Here is a 21,448-nt window from a genome sequence, read left to right on the forward strand (position 1 = left end):
GCGCGGGATCCGCCCTGGCCGGTTGCCTCTAGCCCAGTTGGTTCTGCTGGGAATAGCTCTGCATCAGGTTGGCGTAGGCGGGCAGGTGGCCGGCCAGCAGGCCGCCGAAGCCCTCGATATCGTTGCGCCAGTCGCGGTGCAGTTCACCACCGACGGCGAACCAGGTCATCAGCTGGGCACCGGCCTGGGACATGCGGTTCCAGGCAGCGTCTCGGGTGATGGGGTTGAAGGTGCCGGAGGCGTCGGTGACCACGAAGACCTCATAGCCCTCCTCGAGGGCCGAGAGCGTCGGGAAGGCCACGCACACCTCGGTGACTACCCCGGCGATCAGCAGCTGCTTCTTGCCGGTGGCCTTGATGGCGGCGACGAACTCCTCGTTGTCCCAGGCGTTGATCTGTCCGGGGCGGGCGAAGTAGGGCGCCTGGGGGAACATCTCCTTGAGCTCAGGCACCATGGGGCCATTGGGGCCATCCTCGAAGCTGGTGGTGAGGATGGTGGGGATGTCGAAGAACTTGGCGATATCAGCCAGGGCGAGGACATTGTTCTTGAAGTCGTCCGGGCTGAAGTCGCGCACCAGGGAGAGCAGGCCGGCCTGGTGGTCTACCATCAGCAGGGCCACGTCATCCTTGTTTAGTCGATTGTAGGTGAAGGACATGATCGTTCTCCTTTCGCGGTCGTGGGTTACCTGCCCGACGGTCATCGCCGGGCAGGAGCGGGGGCACGAGTCGACTCATGCGCCCCTTGGGTTGCCGAACTTTCCGGCGTGGAAGTCGGCAAAGGCTTGGTGGAGCTCGGCCTGGTGATTCATCACGAAGGGGCCTTGCCCCGCCACGGGTTCATCGATGGGTTCGCCGCTCAGCAGCAGCAGTTTGGCGTCGTTGTTGGCCTCCAGGTGCAGGGTGTCGCCACGGCGCTCGAAGCTGACCACGCTCTCGTCGCGCACGATGCGCTCGCCGTTGACCAGCAGCGTGCCCTCCAGCACCACCAGCAGGGTGGTATGGCCTTCGGGAACCTCGAGCTGGACATCGCCACCGGCCACCAGGCGCAGGTCCCAGACGTTGACGGGCGTGAAGGTGCGCGCCGGGCCCTCCCGATCAAGATAGCGGCCGGCCACCACCCGCACCTGGCCGGCGTCATTCGGCAGCTCGACGCGCGGGATCTCGCCATCGAGCAGGGTCTGGTAGGCCGCTGGGGCGGACTTGTCCCGGGCCGGCAGGTTGACCCACAGCTGCACCATCTCGAGGATGCCGCCGGCCTCGGCGAAGGCCGGGGCGTGGTACTCCTGGTGGACGATGCCGGCGCCGGCGGTCATCCACTGTACGTCGCCTGCGCCGATCTGGCCGCCGTGCCCCGCCGAGTCCCGGTGCTCCAGCGCTCCCTGGTAGACCAGAGTCACGGTCTCGAAGCCCCGGTGGGGATGGGCGCCGACGCCGCGAGCGTGGCGGGTTGGCCCGAAGCGATGCGGGCCGGCACGATCGAGCAGCAGGAAGGGGCTAAGGTGCTCGGCGCCCAGGCGGTCGTAGCTGAGCAGCGAGCGCACCGGGAAGCCGTCGCCGACCCAATGGCCGTGCGGGGCACCGTAGACTGCCTGGATCTTTTTCATCATGGCCTCCTGTCATCGTGGGGAGATCTATCCTCCCGATGATCAGAAGCCTATTTCATGAACAAACTTTCCACTAGATGGCTAAAATAGCACTCAGTGTTTCATTAGTAGGACAACAAGATGCAGGACCTCAACGATCTCTACTATTTCGTGCAGGTGGTGGACCACGGCGGCTTCGCCCCGGCCGGACGCGCCTTGGGCATTCCCAAGTCGAAGCTGAGTCGGCGCATCACCCAGCTCGAGGAGCGGCTCGCCACGCGCCTGATCCAGCGCTCCACGCGGCACTTCTCGGTCACCGAGTTGGGCCAGTCCTACTACCGCCACTGCGTCGCCATGCTGGTGGAGGCGGAGGCCGCCGAGGAGCTGATCCAGCGTCATCACGTCGAGCCCCAGGGCACGGTGCGGCTGAGCTGCTCGCCCAGCGTGCTGCACTACTTGATCACGCCGCTGCTGGTGCGCTTCATGGCGCAGTGCCCCAAAGTCGAAGTTCAGGTAGAGGCGACCAGCCGGCGTGTGGACGTGGTCAAGGAGGGCTTCGACCTGGCAATCCGGGTACGCTTTCCCCCCCTCGAGGACAGCGACCTGACCATGAAGGTGCTGGCGGCGAGCCCCCAGCGGCTGATGGCCGCGCCGGCGCTTTTCCGCGAGCGTCCGCCAGCGCGCACTCCGGCGGACCTCAACGGCTTACCGAGCCTCGACTTTGAGCAGCATGACCATCGTCACTGCTGGGATCTGGTGGGGCCCGATGGCGCCAGCGCGCAGATCCCCCACCACCCTCGCCTGGTCACCGACAGCGCCGAGACGCTGCATGCCGCCGCCCTGGAAGGGCTCGGGGTGGTCAAGCTGGGGTTGTTGGTGGGCGCCGAGGATATCCAGGCGGGGCGCCTGGTCGACGTGCTACCGGGCTGGGAGCCGCGGGGTGGGATATTGCATGCGGTCTTCCCCTCGCGGCGTGGGCTGCTGCCGGCAGTGCGGGCGCTGCTCGACTTTCTCGACGAGCAGATCGCCGAGGAGGACGTCGCCACGCTCCAGGCACTGGGCCATCAGCAGGGTGCCTCCTGATGCCAGTGTTTCAGCGCTGCGGTATCTCGTGAATGGCATGCAGCAGGAATTCTCGGTTGCCGTCGCCGCCGCGCAGCGGGCTCTCCTGCCAGTGGCGGATCGCGAGCCCATGCGCTGCGCAGCAGTCGCGGATACGTGCCTCGACCTCGGCGTAGCGCGCCGGCTCGCTGACGATACCGCGGGCGTTGACGCCGCCTGGGCCGACTTCGAACTGCGGCTTGACCAGGCTCAGCAGCTCGCCGCCCGGGGGGAGCAGGGCGGCGAGCTGAGGCAGAATCAGCGTTTGTGAAATAAACGACACATCCATCACCGCACAGTCGAGGCCGTTCGGCGCCTGGGCAGCGATGACGGCGGCCAGGCGCGCATCATCGGCCATGGCCCGGGCGTTGAGCCCCTCCAGGCAAGTCACCCTTGGGTCGTCGCGAAGCGTCGGGTCGAGTTGGTCGTGGCCCACCTCGACGCCGATCACATGCCGCGCGCCGAACTGCAGCGCGCAGTCGCTGAACCCCCCGGTGGATTGCCCCACGTCGAGGATCACGCGCCCTGCAAGGTCCAGCCCGAGGTGCTCGAGCAGCGCCTCCAGCTTGAGGCCGGCGCGTGAGACGTAGCGCTCCTCGGGGTCCGCCTCGACGCGCAGCCGCACGCCCTCAGGCAGCTTCTCGCCGGGTTTGGTCAGCGCGCGGCCATCGCGTTCCAGGCTGACCCGGCCGTGGCGGATCAGGCGCTGGGCGCGGGTGCGGGAGCGGGCCAGGCCCTGGCTGAGGAGTAGCTGGTCGAGACGCGGCATGGCGGTTTCCTGAGGCGATTCGGTGGTTGATTATAGTGCCACTGTCAATGTCTGGCGCCGAACGTGCGATACTGGGGATTCGTTAGCCGGTTAATAAAAGGAGCGTCGGGTGTCCCACGCCTCGCTGTTGGCCTTATTACGTGCGCTGGGGATCGGCGCCTTTGGTGGACTGCTGTTTGCGCTGCTCGGGTTGCCGCTGCCGTGGATGCTGGGCCCGCTCACCGCCAACCTGCTGGCCTCGGGGCGCGGCATCGACGTGCGCGTCCCGGAGGGCCTGCGCGAGGCCTTCCTCGGCGTGATGGGCCTGGTACTCGGCAGCCAGGTCACCCCGCAGCTGGCCGAGCGGGTGTTCGACTGGCCGCTGTCGGCGGCGCTGCTGCTGGTGGGGGTGGCAGTGTCCACCGCGGTGGCGTCGGCCTGGTATCGGCGTTGCGGCTTCGATCCGGTGAGCGCCTGGTTCGCTTCGGCACCGGGGGCGATGCCGACCATGATCCTGCTTGGCGAGAAGTGCGGCGGTGACCCGCAGCGGGTCGCCGTCGCCCAGTCGCTGCGCATCATCCTGGTGATTCTGCTGCTGCCGCCGCTGTTCTGGGCCTTCGAGGGTGGCAGTGCGCCGACCCAGGCGGCCGCCAGCGAGCCGGCTGCGCACCTGTGGATGCTGCTGACGCTGCCGCTATTGATTCCGCTGGGCAACTGGCTGCGCCTGCCGAGCGCCTCGCTGCTGGCGCCGCTGGCGTTCGCCGCACTGCTATCGGGTAGCGATATGGCCAGTCTGCAGCTGCCGGAGTGGGGCATGAATGTGATGCTATGGGGGTTGGGGAGTGCCATCGGCTGCAAGTTCCGGGGACTTTCGCGACGCCGCTTCGGAAAATACCTGTGGCAGGCCGCCCTGGCGACGCTGTTGGCACTGCTGGTACTGGCGTTGTTCGCCGAGTTGATTCACCGCTGGCTGGGGGTGCCGCGGGACGTGGCGCTGCTAGCGCTGGCGCCGGGGGGCATCGGCGAGATGGCGATACTCGCGGTGGCGCTGGACATCGACCCGATCTTCGTCGCCTTTCATCATATCCTGCGCATGGTGGCGCTGATGATCGTGGCGCCGTTCTGGGCCCGCTATCTGGCGCGGCGCTACCCTCTTGCCAACCCGGATGCTGCCCGGCCGACTGCAACGCAGCCGCCGGGCAAGCAGTGATCAGGCGCCGTCGACGCCCTGGCTGGCCTGCAGGTCGGTGGCCGGCACCCTATCGGCACCCCAGCTACGGTGGACGTGGCCGATCACCCGGTCGAGCTCCTGCTGAGTGATGGTGGCCAGTTCGCCGCGCTCGAGCGGATCGAAGTGGAAGATATACAGCCGTGAGGCGAGCTGCTCGAAGGGCAGCGAGGCCTCGCCGAAGCGTTCGCCGTTGCCGGCGGTGCTGACCTTGACCTCGTCACCCCAGTCCTGACCGCTATCGTTGTTGGGGTTGTAGAAGTAGACACGCATCACGTCCTGAGGGTCGAGATTGACCCGCAGCAGGGTAATCGCGTGCCAGCCGATGAAACGCGCCGCGCTGTCGGTCACCGCGATCCCCGCCGGCTGCGGATGGATCAGCGGCTGGTTGCCGTTGTAATAGGGGTGGTAGGCAGCATAAAAGTGGCGCAGGAAGTCTTCGAGGCCATCGAGCTGGCCGGTGGCCACGTCGACATTGATGCGAAAGCCGCGTCCCGACCACCAGCCGTGGAACTCGGGGTTGACCCAGCGGTGCGGGTCGCCCTCGCGGCCGATGCAGCGCCGGCCCATCTCGGCATAGATACGGTCGAGGTGGGGCACTACCAGCAGCGAGACGGCATCCAGGTCCATGGGCAGTTCGGTGGCAACGCCCGACAGGCTTTCACGAGACGAGATCGGCTGTCCCTCGAAGTGCATCACGATCTCGTCATCACGTGCCGCCCAGGCAACCATCTGCAGCAGATAGTCGGGGTCGTTGTAGGCCCACATCGATAGCGCCCGGGCCGACTGGCAGGTGGGGTTGTTGCCCTGGCCCACTCCCAGCGGCAGCCCCAGCATGCATAGCACACCCTCGAGTAGTCGTGCCCGCGGCGAAACCGCGTCGCCGTGTGCCATGCTGAGGCGCTGCTGCGACCACTCCGAGAGCGTCAATCCCAGCTGGCGCCACATCGCCGGCGCCACCGGTGGCTGGTAGAGAATGCCGCGTTCGAGCATCAGCGCCAGGCCATAGATGGCCTGGGGCGTGGCGGGATAGACACCGCTGCGAATCAGGGCATGGACCAGTTCTCGATAGCACAGCAGGCAGTCGCGGCCGGTGGAGGAGAGGCCTATGGCCTCGGCCAGCAGATGGTCGCTGTGCTCCAACAGATGGCGCATCAGCACTGCGTGGTAAGGCGACACCAGGCCGGTGTCATGCATGGCACGGGCGAAGCCGCTGGCTTCATACTGCAGGGCGGATTGATCCATGCTCTCGAGACGCTGCCGGTAGATATCGATGCCCGGATCTTCGCGACACGCCTGGGTCGTCCCGAATAGTGAGCTGACCAGGCGGTCTGCGCCCTGGCCACTGGCCCCCAGGTCGATGGCCGGATTGGCCTGACAGATGGCGATCTGGGTGATCATCTGCTTGACCGGCTCCACCTGCAGCGGGCGCTGGCGCAGGATGCGCCAGATCTCATCGATCAACTGGTCGATGATGTGCTCGTAGCCGATGCGCTCGGCGAGGTGCTGGAACAGCAGCCGCGGTAGCTGTGCCAGGCGCCCCTGGGTCTCGCGCTCGGCTTCGCTGGGCGCGCCGAACAGCAGCCACAGATTCAGCGCCATCGCCTGGGTCAGGTAATGATGAGCCTGCTCGGCTGAAATCATCGGGTGGCGATAGTCGCCCATGGCCACCGCCAGCAGCCGCAACTCGCTGAGCGATTCGATCACCACGCTATTGGGGTCGGCGCTCTTCAGCGCGTGGGTGGTCAACGAAGGCACCAGGTACTGCGGCGTCGCCCAGTCGGAACCGAGGAACAGCCCGGCCGTCTCGAGGGCTTCGGCACGCGCCTCCATCGCCGCACAACCGCCGGGCTGCATCATCACCCGGCGTGCGGTGTCGAGCACCCGCCCCAGCTTGCCCGGCTTGGCGAAGTCGCGGGCCGCATCGAGCAGCTGTATCGCCTCGTCCAGCTTGACCAGCAGGCCGGTGAGTTTGTCCCCGTCGGGCGGGGGCTGCGTTGCACTGTTTGTTTCTGGGTGCTCGGTCACACCGACTCCTTATCCCGGTCTCTGCCAGGGATTATACATAGAAGTCCAGATCCTCCTGGTGTTTGAGCAGGTCACGCAGTTGGTGAGGATCCTCGCCCTTGAAGTAGATCAGCCCCCAGTGGGTGCCGAAGGCGGTACGTTTGGTCACCGTTTCTTCCATCGGTGGCGTCAGCTCGTGGGACTCGAAATACGGATGGTCCTCGACCTCTTCGGGAATCTCCAGCCGGCTGACCACGCGCCGACGCGGGTAGACCCCGAAGCAGCCGGCGTAGCCGTTGGCATCCTCGACCTCCTTGGGGAAGAACGCCTTGACCTCCTCGGCGCTGGCCTTGGGGTCGAACACCAGCATCGAGGCCTGATAGGCGTTGAAGCCGTAGACCCGCTCGAGCAGCTCGAAGACCTTGAAGCCTGGTGGACGGTAGGCCACCTCGCCGAAGTACATCTCGCCGTCGCTGGTCACGAAGTACTCGGGGTGGATCAGGCCGAATTCGATGTCGAAGGTCTTGATCAGCTTCTCGATCTGGGCGGTGATCTGCGGCCGATACTGCTCGAGCTCCGGTGAGGCCGGCACGAACACCGAGTAGCCCAGGGTCACGTATTCGGAGATGTTGAGAAACACGATCTTACCGTCGTGGACCCAGGCCTCGACGGCGAACTCCCAGCCGTCGAGGTGGGACTCCATCAGCACCGGAAACTCCTCGTCGGGGATGGTATCGACCTCATCCGGGGTGCGGATCACCCGGTGGCCCAGGCAGCCAGCCTTGTCGAAGGCCTTGAGGTGAATCGGGTCATTGGGGTCGCCGTCGAGCTTGAGCAGGGTCTGGTTGACCCGCTTGAGAAAGCGCACCACGTCGTCCTTGTCGTGGGCCTCCTCGAAAATGCCGACGCGAATGCCGCCGAGCTGGGCACGACGCTTCATCAGCGCCTTGTCGCGCAGCAGCAATGACTGGCCATAGAGACGCGGGTTGTCGAGCAGCAGCGAGTTGATGGCGCCGGCCCATTCGACGGTCTCTTCATAGAGCGGGATAGCCACATCGACGCCCATCTCATTGAGGGTCTCGGCGATCTCCATGGAACGATCGTTGAGGCGCTCGAAGTTCCATGACACATAGGGAATGTCGTGCTTCTTGCAGTACTCCTCGGCCCAGTCCGGTGCCACCACCACGTAGCGGCGGTCGAAGTTCTCGGCGGCTTCGATGGCACTCAAGCTCCAGCCCAGAAGCGCGATATAGCCCTTGTTGGGGTCCTTGGTCATGGTAGTGCCTCCGTTGGAAATTGGTTGAACGAGTATTTACACGCTACACGCTGTGACACGAACTTGATAGCGCGGCGGGCCCACAAGGCGGCGTGGGCACATGGCGATACGACGCTAATGGGTCCCAGGGGTTCCGTGCGTGTCTGCGCGGTTGCGAGGCCGGAGGGGCACTGTTATAGTGCGCCTCGCTCGGCCGGTCACATGCTCTTGTAGCTTAGCTGATGTGCACAGGCTGATCGTTATGGTGGCCCTCGTCGGTCCTCCCGCAACGCTAAACTGCGAACCCCGCCAGGCCCGGAAGGGAGCAACGGTAGTGGTGGATGCGTGTGCCGGGATGTGGCTGTCGGGGGCCGCCTCCAATCTGGGTGGTCGGTTCCGGCTACCTGTCGGCGTCGCTTTCCCCTGCGTGTCCCAGCCGCTAGAATGAAGTCCCTGTCATGACAGCGCTTGCTGGCCTCGGCCAGGCGTTATTTCCGTCGTGAACCCGGCCGCAAGGATTCTGCCCGCAATGAGTTATCAGGTACTGGCCCGCAAGTGGCGCCCGCGCACCTTCCACGAGCTGGTCGGCCAGGATCACGTGCGGCGTGCGCTGGTCAATGCCCTTGACCAGGGGCGCCTGCACCACGCCTATCTGTTCACCGGTACCCGCGGGGTGGGCAAGACCACCCTGGCGCGAATTCTCGCCAAGTGCCTGAATTGCACCGCCGGCGGTTACGACGACACTGCCGTGACCTCGACGCCCTGTGGCCAGTGTGACAGTTGTCGAGCCATCGACGAGGGCCGCTTCGTTGACCTGATCGAGGTCGATGCCGCCTCGCGCACCAAGGTTGAAGATACCCGCGAGCTACTCGACAATGTGCAGTACGCCCCGACCCAGGGGCGCTTCAAGGTGTACCTCATCGATGAGGTGCACATGCTGTCGACCCACAGTTTCAACGCGCTGCTCAAGACCCTCGAAGAGCCGCCACCCCACGTCAAGTTCCTGCTTGCCACCACCGACCCGCAGAAGCTGCCGGTCACGGTGCTGTCGCGCTGCCTGCAGTTCACGCTCAAGAACATGCCGCCGGAGCGCATCGTCGAGCATCTCGGCAAGGTGCTGGGTGCCGAAGGCGTCGAGTTCGATGAATCGGCGCTGTGGCTACTGGGGCGCGCTGCCGATGGCTCGATGCGCGATGCCATGAGTCTCACCGACCAGGCCATCGCCTTCGGCCAGGGCGTCGTGCGTCAGGTCGACGTGGCGGCCATGCTCGGCACCCTCGATCATGGCCACCTGCTGGCCCTGGTCGAGGCGCTGGCCGAGGTCGATGCCGCACGCGTGTTGAGTGAGGTGGCGGCACTCGCCGAGCAGGGCCCCGACTTCGCCGGCGTGCTCGACGACCTGATGGGTACGCTGCACCGGCTGGCGGTGGCCCAGATGGTCCCGGACGCGCTGGATAACGGCCACGGCGACCGCGAGACGCTGCTGGCACTGGCCACACGCTTCACCCCCGAAGACATCCAGCTCTACTATCAGATCGGCCTGCAAGGCCGTGGCGACATGGACCATGCGCCGGATACCCGCACCGCGCTGGAAATGACGCTGCTGCGGATGCTGGCCTTTCGCCCCCAGGGGGTGCCCAAGCCGGCGACTACGCCGCTGCCCATCAGCAACACTGCGTCCACTCAAGGGCAGCCCGGTGCGCCTGCGGCAACCGCTGAGGTTCCCGAGTCCGGCTCGGCGCCGGGCGGTGCCGAGCGCGCTGCTGAGCCGCCCCCCGCTGACCCGATGCCGCCGACCAGCGAGTCGCCCCCCGCAGACCCGGTGCCGCCGACCAGCGAGTCGCCTCCCGTTGACCCGGCGCCGCCGACCAGCGAGTCGCCTCCCGTTGACCCGGCGCCGCCGACCAGCGAGCCGCCGCCGTGGGAAGCGCCGGCCGCTGAGCCCGCTGGCCAAGCCCCGTCGGTTGCAGCCCCCGAACCCGTTAGCGCTGCGCCGGCCGAGCAGGTCGCAGTCCCTGACGAGCCGGTTGCCGATGAGGTCGCGGCCGAGCCGGTGACAGAGACCCACCCGTCGCCCCCGGTGTCCGAGGAATCTGCAACGCCGGCCGGTGACTCGCCAACTGCCGCGGAGCCTCAAGGGACTGTCGACCACGCGACCTGGCTGGCACGCTTCGACGATCTGGGGTTGGGCGGTTTGACGCGCAACCTTGCCGCCCACTGCCTGGTCGAACACGACGACGGCCAGCGTCTGCAGCTCAGGCTCGACCCTAGTCAGGCGGCGATGAATGCCGAGGTCCACGTCGAGCGGGTCGAGAAGGCGCTGCTCGCGTTGGGCGTAACGCGCCGCGTCAACATCGAGCCCGGCGAATTGCCGCCCGGCATCGAGACGCCGCGGGCCATGGCCGATCGTCTCAACGCCGAGCGGCATGCCGCCGCGGTGCAGTCGCTCGAGGCCGACCCTCACGTACAGGAACTCCGCGAGGCCTTCGGTGCCCGATTGCTGGAAGCCTCGGTGTCCCCACAGCAGCGCAGCGGCGAAGCCGCGCGCTGACCACCACGATCCAGGAGCATTAGCCATGATGAAAGGCGGAATGGACAACCTGATGAAGCAGGCTCAGGAAATGCAGGAAAAGATGCAGCGCATGCAGGAAGAGGCGCAGCAGGCCGAGGTGACTGGCGAAGCCGGTGCCGGCATGGTCAAGGTGACCATGAACGGGCGTCACGATGTCAGCAAGGTGGACGTTGACCCAAGCGTGCTGGAAGAGGACAAGGAACTGCTCGAAGATCTGCTGGCTGCCGCAGTCAATGACGCGGTTCGCAAGGTCGAGGTGACCACCCGGGAGCGGATGGAAGAAGCCACCGCTGGCCTCAATCTGCCACCTGGTTTCAAGATGCCGTTCTGATGAGCTTTTCTCCACTCGTCGATCGCCTGCTCGAGTCCCTGCGGGTGTTACCCGGGGTTGGCCCCAAGAGCGCCCAGCGCATGGCGCTGTATCTGCTCGAGCGCGACCGCGAGGGCGGCCAGCGGCTTGCCGCGGTGCTGGCCCAGGCCCTTGATGAGGTCGGCTACTGTCAGCGCTGCCGCACGCTGACCGAAGAGGATATCTGTGGTATTTGCCGCAGCCCGCGCCGTGACGACGGCATCCTCTGTGTGGTCGAGTCGCCGGCTGACATGCTGGCCATCGAGGATGCCGGCGGCTACCAAGGGCAGTACTTCGTGCTCCATGGCCACCTGTCGCCGCTAGATGGTATCGGTCCCGAAGACATCGGCCTCGACCAACTCGAGGCGCGTATCGATGCCGAGGCAGTCGGTGAGGTGATTCTGGCCACCAATCCCACCGTGGAGGGCGAGGCCACCGCCCACTACATTGCCGCGCAGCTTGACGGTCGCCAGCTACGCCTATCGCGTCTCGCCTATGGCGTGCCGATGGGCGGTGAGCTGGAGTATGTCGACGGTGGCACTCTCAGCCGCGCCTTCAACGGCCGCCTGCCATTTCAAAGTGAATGAGCCGCCTCGCGGCCAGGACACCCCCTGACTATGCCCACCACTGCTACCCCCGACATCCGCTGGGTTGATACGCCGGCGGCGCTGGACGCCGCCTGTGCCGACCTGGCGGCGGCCGAGACCCTGGCGCTGGATACCGAATTCTTTCGCGAATCGACCTTTCACCCAGTGCCTGCGCTGGTCCAGCTCACCGCCGGCGAGGCGGTCTACCTGATTGACCCCCAGGCACTAGAGGCCAGTCCAGCGCTGCGCGAACTGCTGGGCTCCGGGCCGCTCAAGCTGCTACACGCCAGTAGCGAAGACCTCGAGGTGCTGCGCAACTGGGCGGATGTGCTGGTGGCCCCGCTGGTCGATACCCAGGTGGCTCAGGGGCTACTGGGGGAGGATCCGGCGATGGGGTATCAGCGCCTGGTCGAACACTGGACCGGCGAGACCCTGCCCAAGGACGAGACGCGCTCCGATTGGCTGGAGCGCCCGCTGTCGGAGGCCCAGTGTCTGTATGCGGCGCTCGACGTGGTCTATCTGCTCGAGGTGTGGAAGCAACAGCGGACGCGGCTGGTCGAGCTCGATAGATTGGACTGGCTCGAGGCCGACTGCGCCGAGCTGCTGGCCCAGGCGGGGCGCAACGGCGATACCGACGGCCAGTGGTACCTGCGCCACCGTCAGCTGTGGCGTCTCTCCCCACGTCAGATCGAAGCCTATCGGCGCCTGACGATCTGGCGCGAAGGCGAGGCGCGGCGTCGCAACCTGCCGCGCGGCTGGTTGGTCAATGACAAGCTGCTTTACGCGATCGCCGAGGCATTGCCGCAACATCGCCAGGCGCTGGCGGCCATCGAAGGCGTCAAGCCGACGCTGGTCAAGCGCGAGGGCGACACGCTGTTGGCGCTGGTTGGCGAGGCACTTCGGGTCGACGAGAGCGATTTGCCTGAAGCGCTGCCGTCGCCCCTGGCGGGGGGCTTCAAGAAGCGTTTCAAAGCGCTCAAGCGGGTGGTGGCAGCCGAGGCCGACGCACTGGGGGTGGCACCTGAAGTGCTGCTGCGGCGCCGCGATCTGGAAGCCGTGGTCGCTGCCGACCTGCAGAGCCGCCCCCTGCCGCTGCCCGCCGGCTGGCGCGGCGAGCGGCTATCGGCGGGGCTGGCTAGGGCGCTGTCGGCAGGAGATGAGGCATGAGCAGTGACAAGCTGATATGCGAGATTTTCAAGAGCTCGCGCAAGGATGAGCTGTATCTCTACGTCGACAAGCGTCAGGGCCTCGCCGAGGTGCCTGAGCCATTGCTCGAGCATTTCGGCACGCCGCTGCCGGTGACCACCATGCTGCTGACAGCCGATAAGCGACTGGCTCGCGCCGAGGCCAGCGAGGTCATGGCGCAGATCGCCGAGAAAGGGTTTTATCTGCAGATGCCCCCGGCCAAGGAGGCGTATCTGCTCGACCTCTATCGTACGCCGACGCAATCACGTTACTGAGTGCCGCTGGCGCCAGGGAGACACCGTATGCGCGAGCTATTCTGGGAGCGCTATCGCCTCGACGAACTCACCGACGAGGAGTGGGAGGCGCTGTGCGACGGCTGTGGTCAGTGCTGCCTGCTTAAATTCCAGGACGAGGACAGCGGTGACCTGGCGGTGCTTAACGTGGCGTGCGAGCTGCTCGATATCAACAGCTGCCGCTGCGGCGACTATGCCAATCGCTTCGAGCGGGTGCCTGACTGCACTCAGCTGACCCCGGCGCGTATCGATGAGTTTCGCTGGCTGCCCGGTTCCTGCGCCTACCGCCGGCTGGCCGAGGGCCGCAGCCTGGCACGCTGGCATCCGTTGATCGCCGGCGACAGCCGCCGCATGCACCGCAAGGGCATCAGCGTGGCCAGCTTCGCGGTCTCCCAGCGCGACGTGCCAGAGACCGATTACGAAGAGCATATCATCGCCATCCTGCCGATCGATGGTTAGTGCCGGTCAGCCGTTTCCATCAGTCTTTAACCCCGTGACGCCTGGCAAGGCTGAGCCAATTCGTGCGCCATAATCACCCTGCCTTCTGATTGTAGTGGCCCACTAACCCGACGATGCTGATCAATGTATGTAACAACGTGTTTCTGGCTCTCTGCAGGGCCGGCGACGGGGATCTGCACTTGGGGGTGGAACATGAAACGCTATCGGGGGATAGGCCTGCCGCTGGTGTGCCTGATGCTGGCGGCACCGGCTGCCTGGTCGCAGTCGAGCAGTTGGGACGCGTTGGCGGAGCCGGGCGAACTCGACTCGCTGTCGGATGACGAGGTACTGGAGATGATCGACGACCTGCCACCTACCGCCGCGGGCGGTGGAGGCGGCGGTGGCTGCGGGGCCGGGGGCGGCGAGGATGGTGGTGGCTGCGGAGGTGGGTTCCTGCTTAGCGTCAACACCAGCCCCGATGCTGAGCCGCCCGTGCTGGTGCCGGTCGAAGAACCGGCGGTACCGTCCAATCCGTCGACACCGGGCAATGGCGGCGGAAATGGTGGTGGCGGCAACGGCAACGGCAACGGCAACGGCGGTGGAAATGGTGGTGGCGGCAACGGTGGCGGTGCCGGTGGTGGCGGTAATGGCGGTGCTGGCGGCGGCAATGGCGGCGGTGCCGGTGGTGGCGGTAACGGCGGTGCTGGTGGCGGCAATGGTGGCGGTGCCGGTGGTGGTGGTAACGGTGGCTCGGGCGGCGGTAGCGCCGGTGGCGGGTCAGGCGGTGGTGGTAACGGTGGCTCGGGCGGTGGTAGCGCCGGCGGTGGGGCAGGCGGTGGCGGTAACGGTGGTTCGGGCGGTGGTAGTGGTGGGGGCGCAGGCGGTGGTGCCAACGGCGGCAGCGGCGGCGATAGTTGAGATATCGCTACCGCGCCACACGCTGATCGTCACGCGGCCCTAGTCGCGGGTCATGCCCAGCGCCCAGAGGATGAAGGCGTCCTGGCGAGCGCCGTCTCGCCATGCCTTGAAGCGTCCAGACGCGCCGCCATGGCCGGCAGCCATGTCGGTGCGCAGCAGCACCGGACCGCGCGCACTGCCCAGCTCACGCAGTCGTGCATAGAGCTTGGCCGGCTCCCAGTAGGGTACCCGCGAGTCGTGCCAGCTACCCTGCAGAAAGACGCTGGGGTAGGGTAGCGGCGCGAGGTTGTCGAGCGGTGAATAGGCCCGGATACGCTTGCGTACCGCGGGTTCATCGGGGTTGCCCCACTCGGTGTATTCGGCCGTGGTCAGCGGCAGGTCGGGATTTTCCATGGTGCGCAGCACATCGACGAACGGCACGTCGAGCACCGCGGCGCAGAAGGCTTCGGGAGCCAGGTTGAGACTGGCGCCGACCAGCAGGCCGCCGGCGCTGGCGCCATAGGCGGCGATGCGATCCGGGTCGCTGAGGCCGGTGGCGGCCAAGGCATCGCGTGCAGCGAGAAAATCGCGAAAGCTGTTTTCCTTATGCTCCATCTTGCCCGCCAGGTACCACGGCTCGCCGCGGTCGCCGCCGCCGCGCACGTGGGCCACAGCGAAGGCCACCCCGCGCTCGAGCAGTTCGAGTCTGGCGACCGAGAACCAGGGGTCGAGCACCTCGCCGTAGGCGCCATAGCCGTAGAGCAGCGTCGGCAGTGGCGCCTGGCCAAGGCAGTCGGCGCGGGCCACGATCGATACCGGGATCTGCTCACCGTCGTGAGCGGTAGCCCACAGCCGCCGGCATTCGAGCTGTTCGGGAAGCAGCGAGCCGTGAATCGGCTGCTCCTTGAGCAGGCGCCGCTCGCCGCTATCGAGATCGTGTTCCAGCCAACGCACCGGCAGTGTGAATGACTCCTCGCGCAGCCTCAGACAGCGGGTGGAGAAGTGCGGCATATCGCCCAGCATCAGGCTGCAGGGCGCTTCGGGTAGCGGCAGTCGCTCGTCGCGGCCGATCGCGTGGGCGGCATCCAGTTCGATAACACGCATCCGCACCTGGGCCTGCTGATGGTCGCGCTCAGTGATCACCAGCCCCCAGCTGAAGGCGTCCACTCCTTCGAGGGTGGCGTCGTCGCGATGGGCCAGCAGTGGTTGCCAATCGGGATCGCTTGCCGTCTCCTCGGCCCAGTCGAGCTGGAAATGCACGGCGTGTCGGTTATGCAGTACGTAGAAGACCCCGGGGCGATGGTCCAGCGAGTACTCCACCCCGCTCTCGCGGTGCCTGAAGCAGCGCGGCGCGGTGGTCGGTGCGTCGGCCGGGATCAGGTGGCACTCGGTGGTGTCCTTGGAGGCCGACTCGAGCACCAGCCACTGGCGAGAGCGGGTCTTGCCCAGTCCCAGCCAGAACTCCGGGTCGTCCTCACGCAGAATGAGGCTGGCCTCGCCGGCCTGGCCCGCGGCGTCGATGCTCAGTCGCCATACGCTGTCGGGGCGCTGGGTGGCATCATAGCGGGTAAACAGCAGTGTCGCGTTGTCCTCGGCCCAGCTCAGCTCCGGGCCGATCTCTTCCAGCACGCGCCGTGGCGTGCCCTCCGGTAGCCGCATGAGCCACAGTTCGAAGGTTTCGTCACCGCGCGTATCCTCGCTCCACGCCAGCCACTGCTCGTCGGGGGAAAGCGCCATGTCGCCGAGCTCGAAGAAATCGTGCTCGGCGGCGCGGGCCTCCAGGTCGAGAAAGCAGTGACGCGCTTCAGGTGAGGCGAGGGGGTAACGCCACCAGCATGGAAAATCGGCGTCTGCCGCGGTCTCGCTCCAATAGCAGTGGTGGTCGAGGGGCGTCGGCAGGCCGCTGACGGCCAGCTCGCGGCGTGCCAGGTGGCCGCGATAGAGGGCCTCGGTGAGCGCCTCGAGAGGCGCGAACCAGGCGTCGGATTCGCGGTTGGCGGCCTCAAGGAAGGCACTGACCTGTGGCGCGTCGCGCGCTTCCAGCCAATGCCACTCCGGGTCGTCGGGGCGGCGGTAGGCGGCAACCGGCGAGTTGTCTGCCTGATTGAGCGGATTATGACGCTGCGGCTGTGCTTTCATCGGGTGCGGTGTACCATAATGGAGTATGAATGTTGCAACGCTGCGTCAAGACTGACGCAGGTCTGGAGAGTTCGATGCTGATATCCGATTCCATGCCTCTACTCTGGCTGATTTACGCTGTGCTGTCGCTGGTGGTGCTGGCGACTGGCTACATGGCGATCCGCTTTTTGCCGCGCTTGCCGCGATTGGTGATTGTCGGGGCGGTAGCCGGCGCGCTATGGATGCCGACGCGTTTCCGGCTGCCATTAATCGAAGAGGGCGAATTCTATACCGGTTTTGCGCCCGCAGTGGTCGTCGCCGGCATCACGTTTCTGCAGCGTGATGGCGGCACCATGACCACTGCGTTGATTCTGCTGGTACTGGGGGTTGGCCTGGGTGCCGTGGCCGGTGTGGCGCTATGGCTGCTGGGCCGCCAGCGCGACGAGGATGGGTCGCAACAGGCGCCGGCGGAGCGCGCCGAACGGCCTCCCTCCAGTGAACGTCGGGAGCCGGTGATCGGCTAAGGAAACGTCATGCGCGGCGTGTTGAAGGTGGGGTTGTGGTGGCTGCTGGCCGTGGCAATGCCGCTGATGGCGCAGCCGGCAGTGGAACTCACCACCGATGGCGGCCAGCCGCCGCTGCTGCTGCTCGAGCGCGGTGCTGAGCGCAGCCAGGCGGCAGACGTGCGGGTCGTCGTCGATGTTTCCGGAAGCATGCGCCATAACGATCCCGATCAACTTGCCGCCAGCGCTCTGGAGTTGCTGGTGGCGTTGTTGCCCAGGGGTATCCACGGCGGAATCTGGACCTTTGGCGAGTTCGTCGACAACCCGTTGCCGGTGGCGCCGGTGGATGCCGAGTGGCGACAACAGGCGCTGGCGCTGCGTCCGGCGCTGGTCGACTACCAAATGTTCACCGATATCGAGGCAGCGGTGCGTGAGGCCTCAGGCGACGCCGACAACGGTCCGCGTCATCTGATTCTGCTCACCGATGGCATGATCGATCTTCCCGCCGACGGGCAGAATAAAGCCGCCCGTGACGAGGCATCCCAGCGCAGGTTGAGCGATGAGCTGACGCCGCGGCTGGCCGAGGAGGGGGTGGTGATTCATGCCGTGGCTTTCTCGCCGGAGGCCGACCTGCCACTGGTCGAACTGCTCGGGCAGCGTAGCGGTGGCCTGGCCGCCCTGGCCGAGTCTCCCGACGAACTGCTGCGGGCGTTCCTGGATATCTTCGACCGTATCTTCCCCGGTGACCGGGTACCGCTCGACGATGGGCACTTCACCATCGATGATCAGATCGAGTCGTTCTCGGCGCTGCTTTTCCATGACCCCGACTCGCCGCCGTTGACCCTGATTGGTCCAGACGGGCAGCGCTACAGCCGCGACGACCATCCTGATAGCGTACGCTGGCAGAGCGAACCGCGCTTCGACCTGATCACCGTGCCCGACCCCGCCGAGGGAGAGTGGCGCGTCGAGGGCCCGATCAGCGTCGACAGCCGCATCAGCGTGGCCTCGACTCTGACGCTGCGCAGCGCGGAACTGCCGGCGACTCTCTACCAGGGATTCGAGGTGCCGATCGAGGCCTGGCTCGATCTCAATGGTGAGGTGCTGGCGTCGCCAGCCTGGCCCGACGACCTGAGGCTGCGCGTCGAACTGCAGGACCTGGCGGGCAATGTCCAGGCGGCAACGCGTCTGGCGGCCGACGATCAGCGTTTCCGCGGCGTACTTCCAGCGCCGGCGCTGACCGGCAATGCGCGGCTGGTGATCGACGCCGACAGCGTGCGCTTCCAGCGTCAGCGAGTGCAGGCGGTCAACGTGCTGCCGGCGATTGCCGCCGAGGTCGACGAGACGGTATCGCAGGTCAGCCTGCGCGCCGAGCACCCGCGGTTGACCATCGACAACACCCAGATTCGCGCTGAACTGCAGGGCGAGCGGCTCGACGTCGAGCCGCTGGACGAGCGCCAGTGGCGGATCCCCCTGCCTGAGCTGCCTGACGAGACTCGCCTGCCGCTACTGCTCAGTGCCACGGTGACCCTCGACGACCAGCGACTTGAGCTCAGCCTGCCGCGGCTGGTACTCAATCCCCAGGCGCGGATTGGCGTCGATGCCGCACCGCCGGATAGTGTCGGCATGCAGGCCGAGGCGCTCGAAGAGGTGCCCGCCGAGGAGCCCGAAGCGGTGCCCGAACCCGACTTGGCCGAGCGTCTGGTGAGTGCCATCAACCAGCTGCCGCGTCAGGCCCAGGCCCTATGGCGCGATGCCGTACCGCGCCTCGAGCGTGCCGGCGAACCCCTTGGCCTGGACGCCGAGAGCAGCCTGCGCTGGGCCGGCGGACTCGCTGCGGCACTGATTGCGCTGCTGGTGCTAGGTGGCTGGTCGCGTACTCGCCGGCGGCCATCGCATCGCGAGGAACCACATGTGTGAACTGTTGGGCATGAGTGCCAATGTCCCGACCGATATCTGCTTCAGCTTCACCGGCTTTCTGCATCGCGGTGGCGGTACCGGCCCGCACCGCGATGGCTGGGGCATCGCCTTCTATGAAGCTGGCGGCTATCGCGATTTTCGCGACCCCCACCCCTCGGTGGATTCTCCCATCGCGCGCCTTATCTGCGACTATCCGATCAAGTCCCACGTGGTGATTAGCCATATTCGCCAGGCCAACGTCGGCCAGGTGCAGTTGGCCAATACCCACCCCTTCACCCGCGAGATGTGGGGACGCCAGTGGTGCTATGCCCACAACGGCCAGCTCGCCGGCTGGCAGTCGTTGCCGCTGGAGGTATATCGCCCGGTGGGCAGCACCGACAGCGAGCACGCCTTCTGCTTCCTGCTCGGCGAACTGCGGCGTCGCTTCGACGACCTGCCGGCTTCGCCCGAGGCGATCTGGCAGGCGCTACACGGGCTATGCGAGCGGCTGCGCCGCCTGGGCGTATTCAATCTAATGCTCTCCGATGGCGTCCACCTTTACGCCTATTGCTCCACCAAGCTGGCGCATATCACCCGGCGGGCGCCATTCGGCAGGGCACAGCTGTCGGATGCCGAGCTCAGCGTCGATTTCGTCGAGCACACCACTGAGCACGATGTGGTGTCGGTGCTGGCCACTGAGCCACTCACCGACAACGAGCAGTGGGTGCGCATGCTGCCCGGTGAACTGCTGGTGTGGCGCGACGGTGAGATCGTTGCGCGTTACCTGGGTGATGGCGAAACCGTCCAATAAACCATAGGCTTGGGGGTGATGCTGGCCAAAAGTGGCATGGCATTGGACGCCTCGATCTGTCATGTTCCAACGTTAGTTTCAATCGATCGTTTAACAGACAACAAGAGTCGACAGGGTGTCGATCCATCTCAATAACGGAGATTAGCTCATGAGCGAGCACGCCACTGCCCCGGTTCTCAATGGCCCGGCCCTGGAGCGCCTCGACGATTACGCGTCGGTGATGGATGTCTTCAAGATATCGGCCAGAAAATTTGCCGACAAGCCGGCCTTTACCTGCATGGGACAGACGCTCACCTATGCCGAACTGGACCGGCAGTCTCAGGCCTTTGCGGCCTGGCTACAGCATGAGACCGGCCTCGAGCCCGGCGATCGCATCGCCATCCAGCTGCCCAACGTGCTGCAGTTCCCGGTAGCGGTGTTCGGTGCCATGCGCGCCGGCCTGGTGGTCGTCAACACCAACCCGCTGTATACCGAGCGCGAAATGGCGCACCAGTTCAAGGACTCGGGCGCCAAGGCGATCCTGATTCTCGCCAACATGGCCGACAAGCTGGAGAAGGTGCTCGATCGCACCGAGATCCAGCATGTGCTGGTCACCGAACTCGGCGACATGCACGGCTTCCCCAAGCGGCTGCTGATCAATGCGGTGGTCAAGTATGTCAAGAAGATGGTGCCGGCCTACTCGCTGCCCACGGCCGTGGGGTTCCGCGAGGTACTGAGCAAGGGCGCGGGGCTCAAACTTCAGGACGTCGAGCGCACTCCCGACGACGTCGCCGCGCTTCAGTACACCGGCGGCACCACGGGGCTTGCCAAGGGCTCGATGCTCACCCACCGTAACCTTATCGCCAACATGTTGCAGGCGCGCCAGGCGATCGGTCCGGCCCTCAAGGACGGTGAAGAGACGGTGGTTGCACCGCTGCCGGTCTACCATATCTATACCTTCACCGTGAACTGCCTGTTCCTGGTCGAGACTGGCAACCATTCGATCCTGATCACCAACCCCCGCGATCTCGACAACTTCGTCAAGGAGTTGAAGAGCGTCAAGTTCAGCGGTTTCATTGGCCTCAATACGCTGTTCAATGCGTTGTGCAACCGCGACGACTTCAAGCAGCTCGACTTCTCGCGGCTCAAGCTGACGATATCGGGGGGCATGGCGCTGACCAAGGCCGCCGCCCAGCGCTGGGAGGAGGTCACCGGCTGCCCCATCGCCGAGGGCTACGGCATGACCGAGACCTCGCCGATCGTCACCTTCAACCCGGTTGACGCCATTCAGCTCGGCACCATCGGCAAGCCGGTGGCCGGCACCACGGTCAAGGTGATCGACGACGACGGCCAGGCGCTGCCCTATGGCGAAGCGGGCGAGCTGTGCGTGCAGGGCCCGCAGGTCATGAAGGGCTACTGGAACCTGCCCGAGGAGACCGCCAAGGCGATGGACGACGAAGGCTGGATCCGCACTGGTGATATCGCCGTGCTGCAGGAGGATGGCTACGTCAAGATCGTCGATCGCAAGAAGGACATGATCATCGTCTCTGGCTTCAACGTCTATCCCAATGAGGTCGAGGACGTGGTGGCCAGCCATCCCGATGTGCTCGAGGCCGCCGCGGTGGGGGTGCCCGACGAGGATACCGGCGAGGCGATCAAGCTGTTCGTGGTGTCGCGCAACCAGGACCTCGATGGCGAGACCCTGCGCCAGTGGTGCAAGAAGGAGCTCACCGGCTACAAGGTGCCCAAGTTCGTTGAGTTCCGCGATGAACTGCCCAAGACCAACGTCGGCAAGGTGCTGCGCCGCGAGCTGCGTGACCAGGAGACTAAGCAGAGCGCCTAATGCCACTGCCGTGGGCGAGGGACGCCGGGGATAGGCCGAAGAGGAGGTTTGCGCCA

General features: G+C 65.9%; 19 protein-coding genes and 1 other RNA gene. 14 read left to right on the forward strand and 6 right to left on the reverse strand.

The window, feature by feature from the left end; translation table 11 throughout:
- Window positions 1-28: 28 nt before the first annotated feature.
- Window positions 29-655 (reverse strand): isochorismate family cysteine hydrolase YcaC, encoded by a 627-nt coding sequence (gene ycaC / locus BLT16_RS06850; RefSeq protein WP_089657782.1) that lies wholly within the window; start codon window positions 653-655, stop codon window positions 29-31.
- Between the two features lie 75 nt (window positions 656-730).
- Window positions 731-1,603: a pirin family protein gene (locus tag BLT16_RS06855; RefSeq protein ID WP_089657783.1), complete on the reverse strand. Its 873-nt coding sequence runs from the start codon at window positions 1,601-1,603 to the stop codon at window positions 731-733.
- Between the two features lie 120 nt (window positions 1,604-1,723).
- Between BLT16_RS06855 and BLT16_RS06860 the strand changes: the two genes are divergently transcribed.
- A complete protein-coding gene (locus BLT16_RS06860) occupies window positions 1,724-2,665 on the forward strand; it encodes a LysR substrate-binding domain-containing protein (RefSeq protein ID WP_089657784.1) in 942 nt (313 codons plus the stop codon).
- Between the two features lie 10 nt (window positions 2,666-2,675).
- Here BLT16_RS06860 and BLT16_RS06865 read toward each other — a convergent pair whose 3' ends face one another.
- Window positions 2,676-3,452 carry a TlyA family RNA methyltransferase gene (locus tag BLT16_RS06865; RefSeq protein ID WP_089657785.1) on the reverse strand — a complete coding sequence of 259 codons (777 nt, stop codon included), beginning with the start codon at window positions 3,450-3,452 and terminating at the stop codon, window positions 2,676-2,678.
- Window positions 3,453-3,561: 109 nt separating this feature from the next.
- On the opposite strand from BLT16_RS06865, the gene BLT16_RS06870 reads away from it, so the two are divergent.
- Window positions 3,562-4,641, forward strand: coding sequence for an AbrB family transcriptional regulator (locus tag BLT16_RS06870; protein WP_089657786.1), 1,080 nt, complete (start codon window positions 3,562-3,564; stop codon window positions 4,639-4,641).
- Here BLT16_RS06870 and BLT16_RS06875 read toward each other — a convergent pair whose 3' ends face one another.
- Together BLT16_RS06875 and BLT16_RS06880 are read right to left on the reverse strand one after the other, a co-directional pair.
- Window positions 4,642-6,687: a hypothetical protein gene (locus tag BLT16_RS06875; RefSeq protein ID WP_089657787.1), complete on the reverse strand. Its 2,046-nt coding sequence runs from the start codon at window positions 6,685-6,687 to the stop codon at window positions 4,642-4,644.
- Between the two features lie 31 nt (window positions 6,688-6,718).
- Window positions 6,719-7,942 carry an ATP-grasp domain-containing protein gene (locus BLT16_RS06880; RefSeq protein WP_089657788.1) on the reverse strand — a complete coding sequence of 408 codons (1,224 nt, stop codon included), beginning with the start codon at window positions 7,940-7,942 and terminating at the stop codon, window positions 6,719-6,721.
- Between the two features lie 252 nt (window positions 7,943-8,194).
- Between BLT16_RS06880 and ffs the strand changes: the two genes are divergently transcribed.
- From ffs to BLT16_RS20810, 8 genes are all read left to right on the forward strand, one after another.
- An RNA gene (gene ffs / locus BLT16_RS06885) (signal recognition particle sRNA small type) lies at window positions 8,195-8,291 on the forward strand.
- Between the two features lie 159 nt (window positions 8,292-8,450).
- Window positions 8,451-10,472, forward strand: a complete 2,022-nt coding sequence (gene dnaX, locus BLT16_RS06890) for a DNA polymerase III subunit gamma/tau (RefSeq protein WP_089657789.1) — start codon at window positions 8,451-8,453, stop codon at window positions 10,470-10,472.
- 25 nt (window positions 10,473-10,497) lie between these two features.
- A complete protein-coding gene (locus BLT16_RS06895) occupies window positions 10,498-10,824 on the forward strand; it encodes a YbaB/EbfC family nucleoid-associated protein (RefSeq protein WP_089657790.1) in 327 nt (108 codons plus the stop codon).
- The gene (gene recR / locus BLT16_RS06900; protein ID WP_089657791.1) at window positions 10,824-11,429 is read left to right on the forward strand and encodes a recombination mediator RecR; all 606 of its coding nucleotides are present in this window, start codon (window positions 10,824-10,826) and stop codon (window positions 11,427-11,429) included. Before BLT16_RS06895 ends, recR begins: the two co-directional genes overlap by 1 nt.
- Before the next feature lie 30 nt (window positions 11,430-11,459).
- A complete protein-coding gene (gene rnd, locus BLT16_RS06905; protein ID WP_089657792.1) occupies window positions 11,460-12,596 on the forward strand; it encodes a ribonuclease D in 1,137 nt (378 codons plus the stop codon).
- Window positions 12,593-12,889 carry a YcgL domain-containing protein gene (locus tag BLT16_RS06910; protein WP_089657793.1) on the forward strand — a complete coding sequence of 99 codons (297 nt, stop codon included), beginning with the start codon at window positions 12,593-12,595 and terminating at the stop codon, window positions 12,887-12,889. The genes rnd and BLT16_RS06910 overlap by 4 nt, the downstream gene beginning before the upstream one ends.
- Before the next feature lie 27 nt (window positions 12,890-12,916).
- Complete coding sequence (locus BLT16_RS06915; RefSeq protein ID WP_089657794.1) at window positions 12,917-13,366, forward strand: YcgN family cysteine cluster protein; 450 nt, start codon at window positions 12,917-12,919, stop codon at window positions 13,364-13,366.
- Between the two features lie 192 nt (window positions 13,367-13,558).
- Window positions 13,559-14,263: a hypothetical protein gene (locus tag BLT16_RS20810; protein WP_176817181.1), complete on the forward strand. Its 705-nt coding sequence runs from the start codon at window positions 13,559-13,561 to the stop codon at window positions 14,261-14,263.
- A gap of 39 nt (window positions 14,264-14,302) precedes the next feature.
- On the opposite strand, the gene BLT16_RS06925 is transcribed toward BLT16_RS20810, so the two are convergent.
- Window positions 14,303-16,381 carry a S9 family peptidase gene (locus tag BLT16_RS06925; RefSeq protein ID WP_089657795.1) on the reverse strand — a complete coding sequence of 693 codons (2,079 nt, stop codon included), beginning with the start codon at window positions 16,379-16,381 and terminating at the stop codon, window positions 14,303-14,305.
- Window positions 16,382-16,455: 74 nt separating this feature from the next.
- Between BLT16_RS06925 and BLT16_RS06930 the strand changes: the two genes are divergently transcribed.
- The 4 genes from BLT16_RS06930 (at window position 16,456) to BLT16_RS06945 (ending at window position 21,392) form a co-directional block, all read left to right on the forward strand.
- The gene (locus BLT16_RS06930; RefSeq protein ID WP_089657796.1) at window positions 16,456-16,884 is read left to right on the forward strand and encodes a hypothetical protein; all 429 of its coding nucleotides are present in this window, start codon (window positions 16,456-16,458) and stop codon (window positions 16,882-16,884) included.
- Window positions 16,885-16,893: 9 nt separating this feature from the next.
- The gene (locus BLT16_RS06935) at window positions 16,894-18,780 is read left to right on the forward strand and encodes a vWA domain-containing protein (RefSeq protein WP_089657797.1); all 1,887 of its coding nucleotides are present in this window, start codon (window positions 16,894-16,896) and stop codon (window positions 18,778-18,780) included.
- Window positions 18,773-19,570, forward strand: a complete 798-nt coding sequence (locus BLT16_RS06940) for a class II glutamine amidotransferase (RefSeq protein WP_089657798.1) — start codon at window positions 18,773-18,775, stop codon at window positions 19,568-19,570. Before BLT16_RS06935 ends, BLT16_RS06940 begins: the two co-directional genes overlap by 8 nt.
- Before the next feature lie 148 nt (window positions 19,571-19,718).
- Complete coding sequence (locus tag BLT16_RS06945) at window positions 19,719-21,392, forward strand: AMP-binding protein (protein WP_089657799.1); 1,674 nt, start codon at window positions 19,719-19,721, stop codon at window positions 21,390-21,392.
- Window positions 21,393-21,448 lie beyond the last annotated feature (56 nt).

The sequence above is a fragment of the Franzmannia pantelleriensis genome (genome assembly GCF_900102875.1).
GTDB lineage: Bacteria > Pseudomonadota > Gammaproteobacteria > Pseudomonadales > Halomonadaceae > Franzmannia > Franzmannia pantelleriensis.

Excerpts from the sequence above, each read along its gene's own strand:
- ycaC (WP_089657782.1), bottom strand. The coding sequence starts at position 655 with ATGTCCTTCACCTACAATCGACTAAACAAGGATGACGTGGCCCTGCTG.
- BLT16_RS06855 (WP_089657783.1), bottom strand. The coding sequence starts at position 1,603 with ATGAAAAAGATCCAGGCAGTCTACGGTGCCCCGCACGGCCATTGGGTC.
- BLT16_RS06860 (WP_089657784.1), top strand. The coding sequence starts at position 1,724 with ATGCAGGACCTCAACGATCTCTACTATTTCGTGCAGGTGGTGGACCAC.
- BLT16_RS06865 (WP_089657785.1), bottom strand. The coding sequence starts at position 3,452 with ATGCCGCGTCTCGACCAGCTACTCCTCAGCCAGGGCCTGGCCCGCTCC.
- BLT16_RS06880 (WP_089657788.1), bottom strand. The coding sequence starts at position 7,942 with ATGACCAAGGACCCCAACAAGGGCTATATCGCGCTTCTGGGCTGGAGC.
- dnaX (WP_089657789.1), top strand. The coding sequence starts at position 8,451 with ATGAGTTATCAGGTACTGGCCCGCAAGTGGCGCCCGCGCACCTTCCAC.
- BLT16_RS06895 (WP_089657790.1), top strand. The coding sequence starts at position 10,498 with ATGATGAAAGGCGGAATGGACAACCTGATGAAGCAGGCTCAGGAAATG.
- recR (WP_089657791.1), top strand. The coding sequence starts at position 10,824 with ATGAGCTTTTCTCCACTCGTCGATCGCCTGCTCGAGTCCCTGCGGGTG.
- rnd (WP_089657792.1), top strand. The coding sequence starts at position 11,460 with ATGCCCACCACTGCTACCCCCGACATCCGCTGGGTTGATACGCCGGCG.
- BLT16_RS06910 (WP_089657793.1), top strand. The coding sequence starts at position 12,593 with ATGAGCAGTGACAAGCTGATATGCGAGATTTTCAAGAGCTCGCGCAAG.
- BLT16_RS06915 (WP_089657794.1), top strand. The coding sequence starts at position 12,917 with ATGCGCGAGCTATTCTGGGAGCGCTATCGCCTCGACGAACTCACCGAC.
- BLT16_RS20810 (WP_176817181.1), top strand. The coding sequence starts at position 13,559 with ATGAAACGCTATCGGGGGATAGGCCTGCCGCTGGTGTGCCTGATGCTG.
- BLT16_RS06925 (WP_089657795.1), bottom strand. The coding sequence starts at position 16,381 with ATGAAAGCACAGCCGCAGCGTCATAATCCGCTCAATCAGGCAGACAAC.
- BLT16_RS06930 (WP_089657796.1), top strand. The coding sequence starts at position 16,456 with ATGCTGATATCCGATTCCATGCCTCTACTCTGGCTGATTTACGCTGTG.
- BLT16_RS06935 (WP_089657797.1), top strand. The coding sequence starts at position 16,894 with ATGCGCGGCGTGTTGAAGGTGGGGTTGTGGTGGCTGCTGGCCGTGGCA.
- BLT16_RS06940 (WP_089657798.1), top strand. The coding sequence starts at position 18,773 with ATGTGTGAACTGTTGGGCATGAGTGCCAATGTCCCGACCGATATCTGC.
- BLT16_RS06945 (WP_089657799.1), top strand. The coding sequence starts at position 19,719 with ATGAGCGAGCACGCCACTGCCCCGGTTCTCAATGGCCCGGCCCTGGAG.